At 61.8% G+C, this 15861-nt stretch carries 16 protein-coding genes and 3 pseudogenes; 3 read left to right on the top strand and 16 right to left on the bottom strand.

Features of this window, described 5'->3' with window-relative positions; all coding sequences use genetic code 11:
* Positions 1 to 77: 77 nt before the first annotated feature.
* From KGA89_RS30720 to ubiE, 13 genes and pseudogenes are all read right to left on the bottom strand, one after another.
* A complete protein-coding gene (locus KGA89_RS30720) occupies positions 78 to 782 on the bottom strand; it encodes a methyl-accepting chemotaxis protein (protein WP_371856174.1) in 705 nt (234 codons plus the stop codon).
* 198 nt (positions 783 to 980) lie between these two features.
* Positions 981 to 1910: pseudogene (locus KGA89_RS30715) on the bottom strand (methyl-accepting chemotaxis protein); the annotation flags it as partial.
* 301 nt (positions 1911 to 2211) lie between these two features.
* A complete protein-coding gene (locus KGA89_RS30710; RefSeq protein ID WP_411740621.1) occupies positions 2212 to 2925 on the bottom strand; it encodes a methyl-accepting chemotaxis protein in 714 nt (237 codons plus the stop codon).
* 144 nt (positions 2926 to 3069) lie between these two features.
* Positions 3070 to 4038: pseudogene (locus tag KGA89_RS30705) on the bottom strand (methyl-accepting chemotaxis protein); the annotation flags it as partial.
* Positions 4039 to 4233: 195 nt separating this feature from the next.
* Positions 4234 to 4941 (bottom strand): 16S rRNA (uracil(1498)-N(3))-methyltransferase, encoded by a 708-nt coding sequence (locus tag KGA89_RS07295; protein ID WP_003196923.1) that lies wholly within the window; start codon positions 4939 to 4941, stop codon positions 4234 to 4236.
* Positions 4938 to 5735, bottom strand: a complete 798-nt coding sequence (gene tatC, locus KGA89_RS07290; RefSeq protein WP_003196925.1) for a twin-arginine translocase subunit TatC — start codon at positions 5733 to 5735, stop codon at positions 4938 to 4940. The genes KGA89_RS07295 and tatC overlap by 4 nt, the downstream gene beginning before the upstream one ends.
* Positions 5732 to 6154, bottom strand: coding sequence for a Sec-independent protein translocase protein TatB (gene tatB / locus KGA89_RS07285; RefSeq protein ID WP_223471066.1), 423 nt, complete (start codon positions 6152 to 6154; stop codon positions 5732 to 5734). Before tatB ends, tatC begins: the two co-directional genes overlap by 4 nt.
* A gap of 10 nt (positions 6155 to 6164) precedes the next feature.
* Positions 6165 to 6452 (bottom strand): twin-arginine translocase TatA/TatE family subunit, encoded by a 288-nt coding sequence (locus KGA89_RS07280; RefSeq protein WP_003196929.1) that lies wholly within the window; start codon positions 6450 to 6452, stop codon positions 6165 to 6167.
* Positions 6453 to 6476: 24 nt separating this feature from the next.
* The gene (locus tag KGA89_RS07275; RefSeq protein WP_003186671.1) at positions 6477 to 6809 is read right to left on the bottom strand and encodes a phosphoribosyl-ATP diphosphatase; all 333 of its coding nucleotides are present in this window, start codon (positions 6807 to 6809) and stop codon (positions 6477 to 6479) included.
* On the bottom strand, positions 6802 to 7200 hold the full coding sequence (hisI, locus tag KGA89_RS07270) for a phosphoribosyl-AMP cyclohydrolase (RefSeq protein WP_003196931.1): 399 nt from the start codon (positions 7198 to 7200) through the stop codon (positions 6802 to 6804). The genes KGA89_RS07275 and hisI overlap by 8 nt, the downstream gene beginning before the upstream one ends.
* An 81-nt stretch (positions 7201 to 7281) precedes the next feature.
* Positions 7282 to 8886, bottom strand: coding sequence for a ubiquinone biosynthesis regulatory protein kinase UbiB (ubiB, locus tag KGA89_RS07265; protein ID WP_003196934.1), 1605 nt, complete (start codon positions 8884 to 8886; stop codon positions 7282 to 7284).
* Positions 8883 to 9507, bottom strand: a pseudogene (locus KGA89_RS07260) (SCP2 domain-containing protein). The gene ubiB and the pseudogene KGA89_RS07260 overlap by 4 nt, the downstream one beginning before the upstream one ends.
* Complete coding sequence (ubiE, locus tag KGA89_RS07255) at positions 9507 to 10277, bottom strand: bifunctional demethylmenaquinone methyltransferase/2-methoxy-6-polyprenyl-1,4-benzoquinol methylase UbiE (RefSeq protein WP_003196937.1); 771 nt, start codon at positions 10275 to 10277, stop codon at positions 9507 to 9509. Before ubiE ends, KGA89_RS07260 begins: the two are co-directional and overlap by 1 nt.
* Positions 10278 to 10432: 155 nt before the next feature.
* On the opposite strand from ubiE, the gene KGA89_RS07250 reads away from it, so the two are divergent.
* From KGA89_RS07250 to KGA89_RS07240, 3 genes are all read left to right on the top strand, one after another.
* Positions 10433 to 10708 (top strand): polyhydroxyalkanoic acid system family protein, encoded by a 276-nt coding sequence (locus tag KGA89_RS07250; protein WP_003196939.1) that lies wholly within the window; start codon positions 10433 to 10435, stop codon positions 10706 to 10708.
* A gap of 270 nt (positions 10709 to 10978) precedes the next feature.
* The gene (locus KGA89_RS07245; RefSeq protein WP_003196940.1) at positions 10979 to 11401 is read left to right on the top strand and encodes a phasin family protein; all 423 of its coding nucleotides are present in this window, start codon (positions 10979 to 10981) and stop codon (positions 11399 to 11401) included.
* 10 nt (positions 11402 to 11411) lie between these two features.
* On the top strand, positions 11412 to 12308 hold the full coding sequence (locus KGA89_RS07240) for a phasin family protein (protein ID WP_114731306.1): 897 nt from the start codon (positions 11412 to 11414) through the stop codon (positions 12306 to 12308).
* 164 nt (positions 12309 to 12472) lie between these two features.
* Here the strand turns inward: KGA89_RS07240 and KGA89_RS07235 are convergent, their stop codons facing one another.
* The 3 genes from KGA89_RS07235 to phaZ form a co-directional block, all read right to left on the bottom strand.
* On the bottom strand, positions 12473 to 13093 hold the full coding sequence (locus KGA89_RS07235; protein ID WP_003196944.1) for a TetR/AcrR family transcriptional regulator: 621 nt from the start codon (positions 13091 to 13093) through the stop codon (positions 12473 to 12475).
* A gap of 60 nt (positions 13094 to 13153) precedes the next feature.
* Complete coding sequence (phaC, locus tag KGA89_RS07230; protein WP_223471064.1) at positions 13154 to 14836, bottom strand: class II poly(R)-hydroxyalkanoic acid synthase; 1683 nt, start codon at positions 14834 to 14836, stop codon at positions 13154 to 13156.
* Between the two features lie 112 nt (positions 14837 to 14948).
* On the bottom strand, positions 14949 to 15803 hold the full coding sequence (phaZ, locus tag KGA89_RS07225; RefSeq protein ID WP_212795467.1) for a poly(3-hydroxyalkanoate) depolymerase: 855 nt from the start codon (positions 15801 to 15803) through the stop codon (positions 14949 to 14951).
* Positions 15804 to 15861: the final 58 nt, after the last annotated feature.

The raw sequence follows: 15861 nt of genomic DNA, 5'->3' as shown, positions 1-15861 counted from the left end.
ATAGATGTCACAGTAGTGGCCGCGTCGCTCCCAAGCGGGAGCAATCTCTGGCCACGGGTTTTATACCTGCCCTCTGGTTAGACCTTGAAGCGACCTACCAGTGTCTGCAAATGAACCCCCAACCGTGCCAGTTCGGCGCTGGAGGCGGCGGTTTCTTCGCTGGAGGAAGCGGTTTGTTCGGAGACATCGCGAACGTTCACGACGCTGCGGTTGATCTCTTCGGCCACGGCGCTCTGCTGCTCGGCCGCAGCGGCGATCTGTTGGTTCATCGACTGGATCGCCGAGACCGTACGGGTGATGTTTTCCAGAGAACCACCGGCACGGCGGGTCAGCTCGACGCTGCTGTCGGTCAGGTTGCGGCTGTTGTCCAGGGTGGTCGCGACCTGTTCGGTGCCCGATTGCAGGCCCAGGATCAGCTCTTCGATTTCTTCGGTGGACTTCTGGGTACGCTGGGCCAGGCTGCGGACTTCATCGGCGACTACCGCAAACCCACGCCCGGCTTCACCGGCCCGGGCTGCCTCGATGGCGGCATTGAGGGCCAGCAGGTTGGTTTGCTGGGCCACGGACTTGATCACGTCCAGCACGCTGCCGATCTTGTCGCTCTCGCGCTTGAGGTGGCCCATGGCTTCGGTGGAGTTGCCCACTTCCTTGGACAGGCGTTCGATCTGGGCGATGGCTTCGCCGACCACTTTTTCGCCTTCGCGAGCCTGCTGGTCAGCGGCAACTGCCGCTTCGGAGGCTTCCTCGGCATTGCGCGCCACTTCCTGCACGGTGGCGGTCATTTCGTGCATCGCAGTGGCGACCTGATCGGTTTCCACTTTCTGGCTGTTGACCCCGGCGCTGGTCTGCTCGGTGACGGCCGAGAGCTGTTCGGCGGCGCTGGCGATTTGCGTGACGCCGTCGCTGATACCCCCGATCAGTTGCCGCAGGCTGATCACCATTCGCTGCAGGCTGCCTTGCAGTTGACCCATGTCGTCGCGGCGGGTGACCACCAGGTTATGGCTCAAGTCGCCGGAGGCGACACGTTCGAGGGCCACCAGGGTCTGTTGCAGTGGTGCGACGATCTGCCGGGTGATGATCCAGGCAGCCAGCAGGCCAAATGCCAGTGCCAGGATGGTGACGATGATCAGCGTTTCTTTCGCTTGAGCCGTTTCCTGGTCGCGTTTCTCGATCTGCGAAGTCGTCAATTGATTATTCAGGGCGTCCAAACGGGTATCTTGATCGGCCATTTTCTTGAGGGCCGAGGCGCTGGCGACCTGTGAGTCGCGGAACTGGCTGACGGCAGCGCGATAAGCCTTCATCGATTCAGAAGCTTGTTGCAGGTTGGCGGCGTGTTCCGGCAGTTTGCCCGGCAGGCTTTCGAGGTTTTTCAATACGTTATCGATGGCCTCCAATGCTGGTTGCTCGGCATCGGCCTTGCCGCTGTAGGTGTAGCCGCGGACTTGGTAGCGGGCTTGCTGGATGGCTTTGCTCAGGCTGACCACACTGTCAAATTGAGCGACGCTGTCGCCTTGGCGCACGGCATTTTCGACTTCGGTCACCTTGGCTACGGCGTTGTCGGCGTTGGCGCCAAGCTTGGAGCGGGCCGATTCGCGATTCTGCGTCGCCTGGGTCAGGTCGACAAAGGCGCGTTTGTACTCATCGAGGATAGCCAGCTGCTGATTGAGCAACTCCTGGTCTGCCGGGCGTATAAACCGTTTGAGGGCCGCTTGTACGCTTTCTTGAAGCTTGCCTACGAACTCATTGACGACTGCTGGCCCTTGTTCGCCGCGCCGCATCTCATAGTCGAGACTGGCGATTCGCAAATCCTTGGCCAACTCATTGAGGCTGGCAATGGACGCCTGTTTATCCGCGCGGCTGATCACGCTGCTCAGGCTGTTCCAGCCCGCGAAGGTGCTCAGGAGAGTCATGAGCAGCACCAGGCCAAAACCGAAACCCAGTTTGCGATTGACACTTACGTTTCCCAGCTTTTCGGTTAGCCAACTGAACATGCTGATACTCCCTCGAACCTTATATAGGCCTTATGAAAAGAGTATCGACCATCTGACCGGGATCTGTAGAAAATAGGCGGGGGTATATCCGTAGCGAGGGCGCTTGTCCGCGCTCGGCGGCGAAGTCGTTGCCAGTCCGAACGCGGTTGATGGCCGATTCGCACCCACGCGGGAGCAAGGCCCTTTGCCACGGAGGCTGTACTCGCCGCTTTTTCGGCGTTTAGACTTTGAAGCGTCCCACCAGTGTCTGCAAATGAACCCCCAGTCGCGCCAGTTCGGCGCTGGAAGCGGCGGTTTCTTCGCTGGAGGAAGCGGTTTGTTCGGAGACATCGCGAACGTTCACTACGCTGCGGTTGATCTCTTCGGCCACGGCGCTCTGTTGCTCGGCCGCAGCGGCGATCTGCTGGTTCATCGACTGGATCGCCGAGACCGTGCGGGTGATGTTTTCCAGTGAGCCGCCGGCACGACGGGTCAGTTCGACGCTGCTGTCGGTCAGGTTGCGGCTGTTGTCCAGGGTGGTGGCGACCTGTTCGGTGCCCGATTGCAGGTTGCCGATCAGTGCTTCGATTTCTTCGGTGGACTTCTGGGTACGTTGGGCCAGGCCACGAACCTCGTCGGCCACTACTGCGAAACCACGCCCGGCTTCACCGGCACGGGCCGCCTCGATGGCCGCATTGAGGGCCAGCAGGTTGGTTTGCTGGGCCACGGACTTGATCACGTCCAGCACGCTGCCGATCTTGTCGCTCTCGCGCTTGAGATGACCCATGGCTTCGGTGGAATTGCCCATTTCCTTGGACAGGCGTTCGATTTGGGCGATGGCTTCACCCACCACTTTTTCGCCTTCGCGAGCCTGCTGTTCCGCGGCGACCGTCGCTTCGCAGGCTTCCTCGGCGTTACGCGCCACTTCCTGCACCGTGGCGGTCATTTCGTGCATGGCGGTGGCGACCTGATCGGTTTCCACTTTCTGTTTGTTGACCCCGGCGCTGGTCTGCTCGGTGACGGCCGAGAGCTGTTCGGCGGCGCTGGCGATTTGCGTGACGCTGTCGCTGATGCCGCCGATCAATTGCCGCAGGCCCACGGTCATGCTTTGCATGGTGCGCTGTAGCTGGCCCAGTTCGTCGCGGCGCTCTGAGGTGAGGTTGTGGGTCAAGTCGCCTGCGGCCACGTATTCGGCAACCTTGAGAGTCTGGTCCAGCGGGGCGACGATCTGCCGGGTGATCGCCAGCGCCGCGATCAAGCCGAACAGAAGGGCCAGTGCGGCGGCCGTTACCAGGACAGTCTCGGCCTGGGCAGCTTCATGATTGCGCACGCTCGTCTGGGACACTGTGAGATTTCTACTGGCCTCGCGTAGCACGACCCCCAGGTCGGACATGCGCTTGATGGCGGCCGCGCTTGCGGTCTGGGCGTCACGGAACTGGCTGACGGTTGCATGATAGGTCTTGAACGATTCGCCGGCCTGCCGCAGCTTGGCGGCGTGTTCTTCTGGCAGTTGGGCCGCAAGACTGTCGAGGATTTTCAAAGCGTTATCGATGGCATCCTGCGCGGGTTGCTCGGCGGCCGCCTGGCCACTGTAGGTGTAGCCGCGAACCTGATAACGAGCCTGCTGGATGGCCTTGCCCAAGGTCACCACACTGTTGAATTGTGTCACGCTATCGCCTTGCAGCAGGGCATTTTCAATGTCGGAGACACGGGTCACGGCGTTATCGGCGCTGGCGCCCAATTTGCTGCGGGCATCCTCACGGCTGGCGGTAGCGCGGATCAAATCGGCGACGGCAGTTCTGTACTCGGCGACGGCCGCCAGTTGCTTGTCGATGATCGCCACGTCGACCGGTTGCTCGATCGATTGGCGCGCGGTCCGTAGTCCAGGCTCCAATTTACCGAGGAGATCATTAAGGTCACCTGGGCCTTTCTCGCCGCGTGTCGCGTCGTAATCCATGCGCGCGGAGCGCAGGTCCTTGGTCACGTCATTCAGGCTGGCGATGAGCTCCAGCGTGTCGCCGTGGCCAATCACCTTACGCAGGCCGGTCCAGCCAGTGAAGGCGATCATTACGGTCAAGAAGAGTACCAAGCCGAAACCGAAGCCGAGTTTGCGATTAACGCCTACGTTACCTAGCCATCGGAACATGCTGATACTCCCTTGAAGGGCGGAACTGCCTTTCATAGTAGCTGTATCGACACATTGTGGGAGGAACTGGAGAAATGAGTTAAATGAGCTTGGGACACGGTGGCAAGCGACAGAGGATCAGAACAGTCGTGCAAGCAGCGCCGTCACCGCAGTCTCGACCCGCAGGATCCGCTCGCCCAGTTGCACCGGTTGCAGGCCGGCCTTGGCCAACAGGTCGATCTCGTAGGGAATCCAGCCGCCTTCCGGGCCGATGGCCAGTGTCACCGGTTCTGTCAGCGCGCGAGGGCAGGGTGGGTAGTTGCCAGGGTGACCGACCAGGCCCAAGGTGCCGTCGGTCATGGCCGGCAGGCGGTCTTCGACGAAGGGCTTGAAGCGTTTTTCGATGATGATTTCCGGCAGCACGCTGTCCCGGGCTTGTTCCAGGCCCAGGATCAGTTGCTCGCGGATGGCCTCGGGTTCGAGAAACGGCGTCTGCCAAAAGCTCTTTTCCACGCGATAGCTGTTGACCAGCACCACGCGCGGCACGCCCATGGTGGCGACGGTCTGGAACACCCGCCGAAGCATTTTCGGACGTGGCAGGGCGAGCACCAGGGTCAGCGGCAACTTGGCCGGTGGAGGCTGGTCGAGGGTCACTTGCAGTTCGGCCTCGCGGGCTTCCAGGCGCAGCACCTGGGCGGTGCCCATCAGCCCCCCGATGCGCCCGACGCGCAGGCTGTCACCGACGGCGCTGCGATGGACTTCCTGCATGTGGGTCAACCGGCGATCGCTCAGGACCACGCGGTCAGGCCCGATGAAGTCGGCCTCTTCGAGCAGCAGCAGGTTCACGCTTGGGTCGCTGGCGGCTGGTCGTTGTGGTCATCGACCGGTTGTTCCTCGGGCTCTTCTTCCCGGCGCTTGCGCACCAGGCCACCGAACAGGATGCCGATCTCGAACAGTAGCCACATCGGCACCGCGAGCAGGGTCTGGGAGAAGATGTCCGGCGGGGTCAGGATCATGCCGACCACGAAGCAGCCGATGATCACGTAGGGGCGGATCTTCTTCAAATAGGCCACGTCGACCACGCCAATCCACACCAGCAGCACCACGGCCACGGGGATTTCGAACGCCACGCCGAAGGCGAAGAACAGCGTCATGACGAAATCCAGGTAGCTGCTGATGTCGGTCATCATTTCCACGCCCGCCGGGGTGGCGGCGGCGAAGAACTTGAAGATCAGCGGGAACACCAGGTAATAGGCGAAGGCCATGCCGGTGTAGAACAGCAGGATACTGGACACCAGCAGCGGCACGGCGATGCGCTTTTCATGCTTGTACAGACCCGGTGCGATGAAGCCCCAGATCTGGTGCAGGATCACCGGAATCGCCAGGAACAGCGAGACCATCATCGTCAGCTTCAGAGGCGTCAGGAACGGCGACGACACGTCGGTGGCGATCATTGTCGCGCCTACCGGCAGGTACTGGCGCAGTGGCGTGGAGACGAAGGTGTAGATCTGCTGGGTGAAGGAAAACAGCCCGGCGAAGATAATGAAAATCGCCGCGACGCAACGCAGCAGACGGGTGCGCAACTCGGTGAGGTGCGATACCAGCGGCATCGGCTGGTCGTTCTCTGGGATATCGCTCATGGGGCTCGCGGCGGCAAAGTAGGGTCGTTAGGCGCAGGGACAGCAGGGGGCGCTGTATCCGCTGCCGTCGGTGTCACTGGCGCCGGTTCTGTCACTGACCTCGCACCATCCACCGGCGCCTGGGGCGCAATCGTCGGTTCGGCCACGGGCGGAACCGGCGTCGGTTCCTGTTGGGTCGGCGTGAAGATTTTCCGCGCTTCCTGCTCCAGGGACAGAATATGTTCGTTGTGAAGTTGCCGACGGATGTCGTCGGCACCGATCTCACGTTCAACTTCCTGTTTGATCGCATTGAAGCTGCGCTTCAGGCGGCCGATCCACAGACCGGCGGTGCGCGCAGCACCCGGCAGGCGCTCGGGGCCCAGTACCAGAAGGGCGACGAGGCCGACGAGCAGCAGTTCAGTGAAGCTGATCCCAAACATTAGTCAGTGCTCACGAGTCTTTGCGGACGGGCTCTTCGACTTTCTGGGCCTGCACGTCGATGGTGTGCGGCGCATTCACAGGCTGGCTGGCCTGGGGGTGTACCGGTTGGGTCGGCTGCGCGGGTTGGCCAGGAGCCGCCGACGGGTCGGCCGGTTTTTCGTCATCGTTCATGGCCTTGCGAAAGCCCTTGATCGACTCACCGACATCGGTGCCGAGGTTTTTCAGTTTCTTGGTACCGAACACCAGCACCACGACGACCAGGATGACGATCCAGTGTTTCCAGTCAAAAATACCCATGGAGCTATTCCTCTCAAAAGTTGATCAGGCGGACGGGCGCGAGGCTTTCTCGACGTGCCCGGACAGACCGAAGCGACGGTCCAGTTCATCCAGTACGGCCTGCGGATGCTGCCCCAGTTGGGCCAGCATGACCAGGCTGTGGAACCACAGGTCGGCGGTCTCGTAGATCACGTCGCTGCAATCGCCACTGATGGCGGCGTCCTTGGCGGCGATGATGGTCTCGACCGACTCTTCGCCGACTTTCTCCAGAATCTTGTTCAAGCCCTTGTGGTACAGGCTGGCGACATAGGAGCTGTCGGCCGCGGCGCCCTTGCGCTCTTCCAGCACCTGGGCCAGGCGGGTCAGGGTGTCACTCATGGGTATGTCCTGAATAAATGGCATGCGGGTCCTTGAGCACCGGGTCGACGGTTTTCCAGTCGCCGTTCTCGAAGACGCGATAGAAGCAGCTTTGACGGCCGGTGTGGCAGGCAATCTCACCGACTTGCTCGACCATCAGGATGATGACGTCGCCGTCGCAGTCCAGGCGCATCTCATGCAGGTGCTGCACGTGCCCGGACTCTTCACCTTTGCGCCACAGCTTGCCACGGGAACGTGACCAATAGATGGCGCGGTTCTCGGCGGCGGTCAGGGCCAGCGCTTCGCGGTTCATCCAGGCCATCATCAATACGCGCCCGGTCTTGTGGTCCTGGGCGATGGCCGGCACCAGGCCGTCAGCGTCCCATTTGATCTCGTCCTGCCAGTTTTTCATCTTTGACTCCGACCATGGGCCGCGCACCTGACGTCGGCGGGCCCAGCGTTGAAACAGTGTGCCAGTGCGAACCGGTGCTGGCTATCGGCGAACGACCAGATACAGACCGACCACCATCATGATACCGGCGGGCCAGTGACCCAGTTGGCTCAGCGGCCCGCCGGTCGCCAGCACTGCGCCGCCTCCCAGGTGAGCGGCGCCCAGCAGGCGCAACAGCCAGTCGTCCTTGCGTCGGTGCCACGGGGGCGCCGGGTCGTGGGCGTGGGGCTGGGACATGCGTTCGAGCAGGTCGCGGGTCATGTTGGCCAGGTGCGGGAGCTGCTCGAACTGGCTCTGCACGTTGCCCAGCAAGGTTTTGGGACTGACGCGCTCGCGCATCCAGCGTTCGAGGAACGGCTGGGCGGTGTTCCACAGGTCGAGCTCCGGGTACAACTGGCGGCCAAGGCCTTCGATGTTCAACAGGGTTTTCTGCAGCAGCACCAGCTGTGGCTGGACTTCCATGTTGAAGCGCCGCGCGGTCTGGAACAGGCGCATCAGCACCTGGCCGAAGGAAATATCTTTTAACGGTTTTTCGAAGATCGGTTCGCACACGGTGCGGATCGCCGCTTCGAACTCGTTGAGCTTGGTCTCGGCCGGCACCCAGCCCGAATCGATGTGCAGTTGCGCGACGCGACGGTAGTCACGCTTGAAGAAGGCGAACAGGTTGCGGGCCAGATAGTCCTGGTCTTCTGGTGTCAGGCTACCGACGATGCCGCAGTCGATGGCGATGTACTGCGGGCTCCACGGCTGCACCGTGCTGACGAAGATGTTGCCCGGGTGCATGTCGGCATGGAAGAAGCTGTCGCGAAACACCTGGGTGAAGAAGATTTCCACGCCGCGTTCGGCGAGCATCTTCATGTCGGTGCGCTGGTCGGCCAGGGTCGCCAGGTCGGTGACCTGGATGCCGTAGATGCGCTCCATCACCAATACTTTCGGCCGGCACCAGTCCCAATAGACTTGCGGCACATACAGCAGCGGCGAACCTTCGAAGTTGCGGCGCAGCTGGCTGGCGTTGGCGGCCTCGCGCAGCAGGTCGAGTTCGTCGTAGATGGTTTTCTCGTAGTCCTGGACCACGTCCACCGGGTGTAGCAGGCGGGCATCGGCCGACAACCGCTCGGCGGCGCGGGCGAGGATGAACAGCCACGCCAGGTCCTGGGCAATGATCGGCTTGAGGCCCGGGCGGATGACCTTGACCACCACTTCTTCGCCGCTCTTGAGTTGTGCGGCGTGAACCTGGGCGACGGAGGCCGAGGCCAGGGGCTCGACGTCGAAGCGGCTGAAGACTTCGCTGATCTTCTTGCCCAGTTGTTCCTCGATCAGCGCCACCGACACCTTGGAATCGAACGGCGGCACGCGGTCTTGCAGGCGCATCAGTTCATCGGCGATGTCTTCGGGCAACAGGTCGCGACGGGTCGAAAGGATCTGCCCGAACTTGATGAAGATCGGCCCCAGGTCCTGCAAGGCCAGGCGCAAGCGCGCACCGCGACTCAGGTCCAGCGTTCGCCGGGGAAACCAGCGCCACGGCAGTACGAAGCGCAGGGCCAGGAGAAACCAGGGCAGCGGCAGGGCGAACAGCAGGTCATCGAGGCGGTAGCGGATCACGACGCGCTGGATGCGCAACAAACGGCGGACGGCAAGCAGCTTCATGCGTTATCGCTTGGTTTCAAGGGATCGGGAAAGGCGCTCGAAACGCGCCTCGAGACGTTCCAGGTCAAGTTTGATCTGGTCCAGTTCATTAAAACGGGCTTGTGCTTCGCGTTGGCCTACGAGGGTACGCGATTCTTCGGCCAGGTATTCACTCAGATTCTGCCCCAGGCTGGCGAACCCCTGCCGATACCAGCGGCTGCGGCTGCGCAAATGGCCGCTGAGCAATTGGGTCGCCACCGGACCGATCCAGCGGGACACTTCGTATTCCCAGTCCAGCTCCAGGTCCTGGAGAATCGCCGCCAGCTCCAGCAGTACGCCGCTGTCGCCGTCGAGCTCCACGTCGGGGCTGTGCAGCACCGCGGTCTTGTCCTTGCCCAGGACCAGGTTCAGCAGGCTCGACGCCGGGGCGCGCAGCGTGCAGTCGGCCTCGGCCTCCCAATGCGCGGCGAGCATCAGGCCTTCGTCGCTGGGCAGGATGAACAACCGCCGCGCCGGGCTGCGACAGTCCACGGCAATCACCTTGCCACTCAAGTGCGCCAGGCGCGCGAGCGCCGTGCTGTCCAGGCGCAGCACCCGGTTGAGGCCGAGTTCGACGCTGGCGAGTAGGCCGGTGAGCAGCATCAGGGTTTGATACCGCGGTGCAGGGCGACGATGCCTGCGGTCATGTTGTGGTAGGTCACGCGGTCGAAACCGGCCTCGACCATCATCGACTTCAGGGTTTCCTGGTTCGGGTGCATGCGGATCGATTCGGCCAGGTAGCGATAGCTTTCCGAGTCGTTGGTGATCAGCTTGCCCATCAGCGGCATGAAGGCGAACGAGTAGGCGTCATAGGCCTTGGACATCAGCGCGTTGGTGGGCTTGGAGAACTCCAGCACCAGCAGGCGGCCACCGGGCTTGAGCACCCGCAGCATCGAGCGCAGGGCATCTTCCTTGTGGGTGACGTTGCGCAGGCCGAAGGCGATGGTCACGCAGTCGAAATGGTTGTCGGGGAACGGCAGCTTTTCAGCGTCGGCCTGGACGAACTCGACGTTGCCGGCCACACCCAGGTCCAGCAGGCGGTCGCGACCGACCTTGAGCATGGATTCGTTGATGTCGGCCAGGACCACCTGGCCGGTCGGCCCGACGATGTGGGAAAACTTCTTCGTCAGGTCGCCCGTGCCGCCAGCGATGTCCAGCACGCGATTGCCGCTGCGCACGCCCGACAGTTCTATCGCGAAACGCTTCCACAGGCGGTGCATGCCGCCCGAGAGCAAGTCGTTCATCAAGTCATACTTGGCGGCTACGGAGTGGAAAACCTCAGCGACTTTTTCCGCTTTCTGGCTTTCCGGCACGTTCTTGAAGCCGAAGTGAGTGGTGGGTTCGGCATCGCTGCCTTTGCGCTGATCAGTCATATCGCGGTCACCAAAAAAGAATGCGGGACATTCTAATCCCGGTGGAGGGCTTTGTCTTGGCAAGGCTGAAGGTAAGATGGGCTACCGCCGGGACGTTTTGACGCAGCCAGGGTCTGAAACGTTCAGGCAAGTCCCGATAAAACAGGAGTCACCCGATGGCCCGTATAACTGTTGAGCGTGCCCATGGCCTGGGCAAGGAAGTGGCGCGAGAGAAAGCCGACAAGCTGGCGCAGAAGTTGTCCGACAGCTATGGCCTGGAGCCGCAGTGGGAGGGCGACACCCTGAAACTCAAGCGTTCCGGGGTAAAGGGCGAAGTGCATGTGGGCGACGACTCGATCCGCGTCGACGTGGAGCTGGGCATGTTGATGTCGGCCATGAGCGGCACGATCAAGACGGAAATCGAAAAGGCGTTGGATAAGGCGTTGGCTTGATTGATTGAAAGGGTGGGTGGAATGCATGACTCAAGTTCACCACCTGTCCACCTGTGGGAGCGAGCTTGCTCGCGATAGCGGCGAGTCATTCAACATCAATGTTGCTGGTCCACCGCAATCGCGAGCAAGCTCGCTCCCACATGGGAAGTCATCGCCCTCAGGTTTTGTGTCAGTTGTTAGGGTGCCCTTTCTAATTATTCTCACTACTTTGTGCCTGAGCCCGTCCATGTGCGGGCAGTTCCTCAAACCTTTTTTCGAGTGAGGTGCACCATGGCCAAAGTTATTCTGAAGAAAAAAACCGACGTTGAATCTTCCACGCTCAGCGACGTGAAAACGTATGCGCGCAAGATCTGGCTGGCGGGCCTGGGCGCCTACACGAAGGTCGGCCAGGAAGGCAGCGAGTACTTTCAGGAGTTGGTAAAGGCTGGCGAAGTTATTGAAACCAAAGGCAAAAAGAAAATTGCCGGAAAACTTGAAGCGGCCAACAGCGAATTGATTGAAGCCAAGAGCGACGTCAATACTTTCAAGGCCCGGGTTGAAGTACAACTCGATAAAGTCGAGAAGGTATTCGATGCCCGTGTTGCAAGTGCCTTGAATCGTATCGGCATTCCGTCTAAACATGACGTTGAGACACTCTCTGCTAAGCTCGATGAGCTGACAGCATTGCTCGAACGTGTCGCGCGTAAACATTAAGGAGAACGGGATGGCTGGCAAAAAAATCACAGAAAAAGAGGGCAGCTCGTGGGCCGGGAAGATTGAAAAGTATTCCCGCAAAATCTGGCTTGCTGGTTTAGGCGTGTACTCGAAGATCGACACTGACGGCAGCAAGCTCTTCGAGTCCCTGGTTAAGGACGGCGAAAAGGCCGAAAAACTCACCAAGACGGCAGTCGGCAAACAAGTCGATGCAGCCAAGGACTCTGCCGAGTCCGCCAAGTCGCGAATCGGCGGCGTGAAGGATCGTGCACTGGGCAAATGGGACGAACTGGAAGGGGCTTTCGACAAGCGCCTGAACAGTGCGATCTCGCGCCTGGGTGTGCCGAGCCGTAATGAAGTCAAGGCACTGCACAGCAAGGTCGACACCCTGACCAAGCAGATCGAAAAACTCACCGGCGCCAAGGTCGCACCGGTGGCGACCAAGACTGCAGCGGCCAAGCCGGCTGCTAAAACGGCGGCCAAGCCACTGGTCAAGGCTGCGGCGAAACCCGCTGCCAAACCTGCGGCGAAAGCAGCGGCCAAGCCCGCGGCTAAAACTGCTGCGGCCAAGCCTGCTGCCAAGGCGGCGGCCAAACCGGTAGCGGCCAAACCTGCGGCCAAAGCGGCAGCCAAGCCTGCGGCCAAACCCGCGGCTAAAACGGCAGCTGCCAAACCGGCAGCGAAACCCGCCGCCAAGCCTGCGGCAAAAGCGGCGGCCAAACCTGCTGCGGCGAAAAAACCGGCCGTGAAAAAACCGGCCGCGCCGAAAGCCGCTGCACCGAAGGCGCCGACCGCAGCCGCCAAACCGGCGACCCCGACGAGCCCGGCGAACTCCGCCGCCGCTCCGACCCCGGTCGCCACGCCAACTCCAGCGCCGGCTCCATCGACGCCTACCACCCAGTCCTGATTCTGCGGGACATGCAAAAACGCCCGGCCTCTGAAGGTCGGGCGCTCGTTCCCACGCTCCCGCGTGGGAATGCCTCCGGGGACGCTCTGCGTTCCGCTGTTTGGGGCGCGGAGCGTCCCGGGTTGCATCCCCACGCGGAGCGTGGGGAGGAGCGTCACACTGGGTTACTCGTGTTCTTCCAGGTAGCGCAACGCCAGTTGCTCAGTCGCGACCTTGGTCGCGGGCGGCAGGTGTGGGGCCACCAGCATCATGATCTGGTAGACCACCAGCCGAACCTCGCCCTCGCGGTCCAGGATCCGCTGGTAGTCCAGGGAGAACAGCAAGGTCATGGTGATCTGCTCCACCAGTTGCCCCAGGGCCTGGGTATCGCTGACCAGCAATCCCTGGGCCTTGAGCTGTGCCAGCAGTGAGGCGAGGGTGCGCTTCAGGGCATTGAGCAACTGACGGATGCCCTTGGCCAGCTTCGGCAGGCGCCCGGCCAGGTTCGACAGGTCCTGGAACAGAAAGCGGTACTGCGCCAGGCGCTCGACGATCAAGTGCAGGAACAGCCAGTAGTCTTCCGGCGCCAACTGCACGTCCGCCGGAGGGTCCAGCAGCGGCGCCAGTTCGCCCTGGAATCGCTCGAACAGCCCGAGGATCAGCGGTTCCTTGCCATGAAAGTGGTAATAGAGGTTGCCCGGGCTGATGCCCATTTCGTTGGCAATTTCCATGGTGGAGACGTTCGGTTCGCCCTTTTCGTTGAACAATTGCAGGGCACATTCAAGGATGCGGTCGCGGGTTTTCATCCGGTCTTCTTAATGATCAAGTCATGCCACGGCCAATCGCCTGGCCGTGGGGTAAGGCCTTCAGCGCACGCGAACATAGGTGCCGGGAGCTGCGTCCAGAGGCGGGTAGTTCGCATTGCCCAAGGTCATCTGGGTTTCGTGCTGGGCGCCGGAACGCTCCTGGATCCAGCCCAGCCATGGGGTCCACCAACTGCCTTCGACGTGCTTGGCGTCGTAGTACCAGGCCCGTGGGTCGCTGCTCAATTTTGCGCTTTCGATGAAGTTGGCCTTGGGGTTGCCCGGCGGGTTGAGGATGCTCTGGACATGGCCGCTGTTGGAAAGCACGAAGCGTTTTTCGCCACCCAGCAACAGGGTCGAGCGATACACCGCGTCCCACGGCGTGATGTGGTCATTGATGCCGCCCACACTGAAGCTGTCTACCGTCACCTTCTGCAGGTCGATGGGCGTGCCGCACACTTCCAGGCCGCCGGGATGGGTCAGCGGGTTGTGCTTGAAGAAGTCCAGCAGGTCGCCGTGGTAAGCCGCCGGCAGGCGGGTGCAGTCGTTGTTCCAGTAGAGGATGTCGAAGGCCGGCGGCTCCTTGCCCAGCAGGTAGTTGTTGATGAAGTAAGTCCAGATCAGATCGTTGGGGCGCATCCAGGCGAACACCCGGGCCAGGTCGCGGCCATCGAGGATGCCTTTCTGATAGGAGCGGCGCTTGGCGGCTTCGAGGGTCTGCTCGTCGATGAACAGCGAGGCCTGGCTGTCGATCTGGCTGTCCAGCAGGCTCACCAGGTACGTGGCACTGGCGACCCGACGCAACTGGCGCTTGGCTTGCAGGTGGCCTTGCAGGGCGGCGATGGTCATGCCCCCGGCACAGGCACCCATCAGGTTGACCTCGCGGGCGCCGGTGATCGCCCGGCAGACGTTCATGGCTTCTTCCACGGCCTCGACATAGCTGGACAGGCCCCATTCTCGGTGGCGTACGTCGGGGTTGCGCCAACTGATGATGAAGACCTGCAAACCGTTTTTCAGGGCGTACTGGACGAAGCTGTTGGAAGGGCTCAGGTCGAAAATGTAGAACTTGTTGATCTGCGGCGGCACGATCAGCAACGGCTTGGCGTATTGCTTTTCACTCATGGACCGGTACTGGATCAGCTCGAGCAATTCGTTGCGAAACACCACCGCGCCGGGAGTGGTCGCCAGGGTCTTGCCGACTTCAAAGGCATGGGGGGTGACTTGTCGCGGCAACCCATCGTTGTGCAGCAGGTCGTCCACCAGATGGCTGAGGCCTCGAACCAGGCTGGTGCCGCCGGAGTTGAACAGTTCCTTGACCGCCAGCGGGTTGAGCAAGGTGTTGGACGGCGAAACGGCGTCGTTGAGCAGGGCGAAGGCGAAGTGGGCGCGGGCGCGGTCATCCTGGCTCATGGTGCTTTCGTCGATCCAACTCGTCACCTGTTTCTGCCAGCTCAGGTAGGCCTGCAGGCTGCGGCGGTAGAACGGATTGAGCTGCCAGGTGGGGTCGGCGAAACGCTGGTCGTTGGGGTTGGTGGGGTGCAGGGTCTCGCCCAGCAGCACTCGGCCCAGTTGACCGCCCAGCTTCAACGCATGCCGGGCACTGTGCACCGGATTGCGCAAGCCGTGTACGGCAACGCTGCGCAAGGTGGACAGCAGGTCCCTGCCACGCAGGCCGGTGACCGCACTTTGTGCGTTGATGAAGTTGGCAGGGGCGGGCATGGAACCCTTCGCCGGTTTGTCGCGCATGAGTCAACTCCTTCGTCATCAGGCTAAAAACAAACACACCGAACCAGACAACATAGTCGCTGTTTCGGGTCGCTGCGCGGTCCGGCGTCCTGCCAGGCGCTAATGGGCGGTTTCAGCCGCCCAGTGGTGAGGGGTGCGGATGCATCACCGCACGCTGACGTTCTTCCTCCAGGAATTTCATGATGATCGGCGCCACCGCCTCGGCCCGGGTGATCAGGAACAGATGGCCGTCATCGATGATGTGCAATTGGGCGTTGGGAATGCGCCAGGCCAGCATGCGCATGTTGATCAGCGGGATCAGCGGGTCGTCGTCGCCGGCCAGCACCAGGGTCGGCTGGTGGATCTTGTGCAGCCAGTGGATGCTGGTCCAGCCCAGCCCGGCGAACAGTTGCCAGTAATAACCGAGCTTGCCCGCCGAACGAACCTTGGCCGCATGGCTGGCCGCCAGGCTCGGGTCGCGACGGAACGAACCGCCGTAGATCAGCGGTGCGATACGCATCACATGGGACGGTTGAATGTAGCGTCGGGGGCTGGCCATCATCCACAGCACCTTCGGTTTGCCCGGCACCATCACCGCCCCGGCCGCCGTGGCCGCCAGCACCAGCTTCTTGCAGCGCTCGGGGTAGTCATAGGCGAACTGCTGGGCCAGGGCGCCCCCCCAGGACACGCCGATCACGTTGACCTGCCCGTAGTCCAGGTAATCGAGCATCCGCGCGGTGAGTTTGGCCAGGCCAGGAAAGCGATACGGCCGGTTGGGCGTCGATGAACCGCCGACACCGGGTACGTCAAAGGCGATGACTTCCAGGTCCGGGTCCAGAGCCTCGATGAACGGGAACACCAGCTCGAGGTTGGCGCCGATGCCGTTGAAAATCAGCAGCGGCGTCAAGTGAGGCTTGCCGGGACGTACCGCGGTGCGCAAGGTCTGGCCATCCAGATCGACGGTACGGAAGATGTACGGTTGCGGCATGCTTCAAGCCCTGTGGGTTGGGTCGCTGTCTTTCATTTCGCCCGATCCCCTGTGGGAG

Origin of the sequence: Pseudomonas sp. A-RE-22, from assembly GCF_019956035.1 — a bacterium.
GTDB classification, from domain to species: Bacteria; Pseudomonadota; Gammaproteobacteria; order Pseudomonadales; family Pseudomonadaceae; genus Aquipseudomonas; species Aquipseudomonas brassicacearum.
The sequence above is the reverse complement of the archived record's forward strand: the minus strand, read 5'-3'. Positions and strand labels throughout refer to the sequence as shown.

Excerpts from the sequence above, each read along its gene's own strand:
- KGA89_RS30720 (WP_371856174.1), bottom strand. The coding sequence starts at position 782 with ATGACCGCCACCGTGCAGGAAGTGGCGCGCAATGCCGAGGAAGCCTCC.
- KGA89_RS30710 (WP_411740621.1), bottom strand. The coding sequence starts at position 2,925 with ATGCACGAAATGACCGCCACGGTGCAGGAAGTGGCGCGTAACGCCGAG.
- tatC (WP_003196925.1), bottom strand. The coding sequence starts at position 5,735 with ATGAGCGATATCCCAGAGAACGACCAGCCGATGCCGCTGGTATCGCAC.
- tatB (WP_223471066.1), bottom strand. The coding sequence starts at position 6,154 with ATGTTTGGGATCAGCTTCACTGAACTGCTGCTCGTCGGCCTCGTCGCC.
- KGA89_RS07280 (WP_003196929.1), bottom strand. The coding sequence starts at position 6,452 with ATGGGTATTTTTGACTGGAAACACTGGATCGTCATCCTGGTCGTCGTG.
- KGA89_RS07275 (WP_003186671.1), bottom strand. The coding sequence starts at position 6,809 with ATGAGTGACACCCTGACCCGCCTGGCCCAGGTGCTGGAAGAGCGCAAG.
- hisI (WP_003196931.1), bottom strand. The coding sequence starts at position 7,200 with ATGAAAAACTGGCAGGACGAGATCAAATGGGACGCTGACGGCCTGGTG.
- ubiB (WP_003196934.1), bottom strand. The coding sequence starts at position 8,886 with ATGAAGCTGCTTGCCGTCCGCCGTTTGTTGCGCATCCAGCGCGTCGTG.
- ubiE (WP_003196937.1), bottom strand. The coding sequence starts at position 10,277 with ATGACTGATCAGCGCAAAGGCAGCGATGCCGAACCCACCACTCACTTC.
- KGA89_RS07250 (WP_003196939.1), top strand. The coding sequence starts at position 10,433 with ATGGCCCGTATAACTGTTGAGCGTGCCCATGGCCTGGGCAAGGAAGTG.
- KGA89_RS07245 (WP_003196940.1), top strand. The coding sequence starts at position 10,979 with ATGGCCAAAGTTATTCTGAAGAAAAAAACCGACGTTGAATCTTCCACG.
- KGA89_RS07240 (WP_114731306.1), top strand. The coding sequence starts at position 11,412 with ATGGCTGGCAAAAAAATCACAGAAAAAGAGGGCAGCTCGTGGGCCGGG.
- KGA89_RS07235 (WP_003196944.1), bottom strand. The coding sequence starts at position 13,093 with ATGAAAACCCGCGACCGCATCCTTGAATGTGCCCTGCAATTGTTCAAC.
- phaC (WP_223471064.1), bottom strand. The coding sequence starts at position 14,836 with ATGCGCGACAAACCGGCGAAGGGTTCCATGCCCGCCCCTGCCAACTTC.
- phaZ (WP_212795467.1), bottom strand. The coding sequence starts at position 15,803 with ATGCCGCAACCGTACATCTTCCGTACCGTCGATCTGGATGGCCAGACC.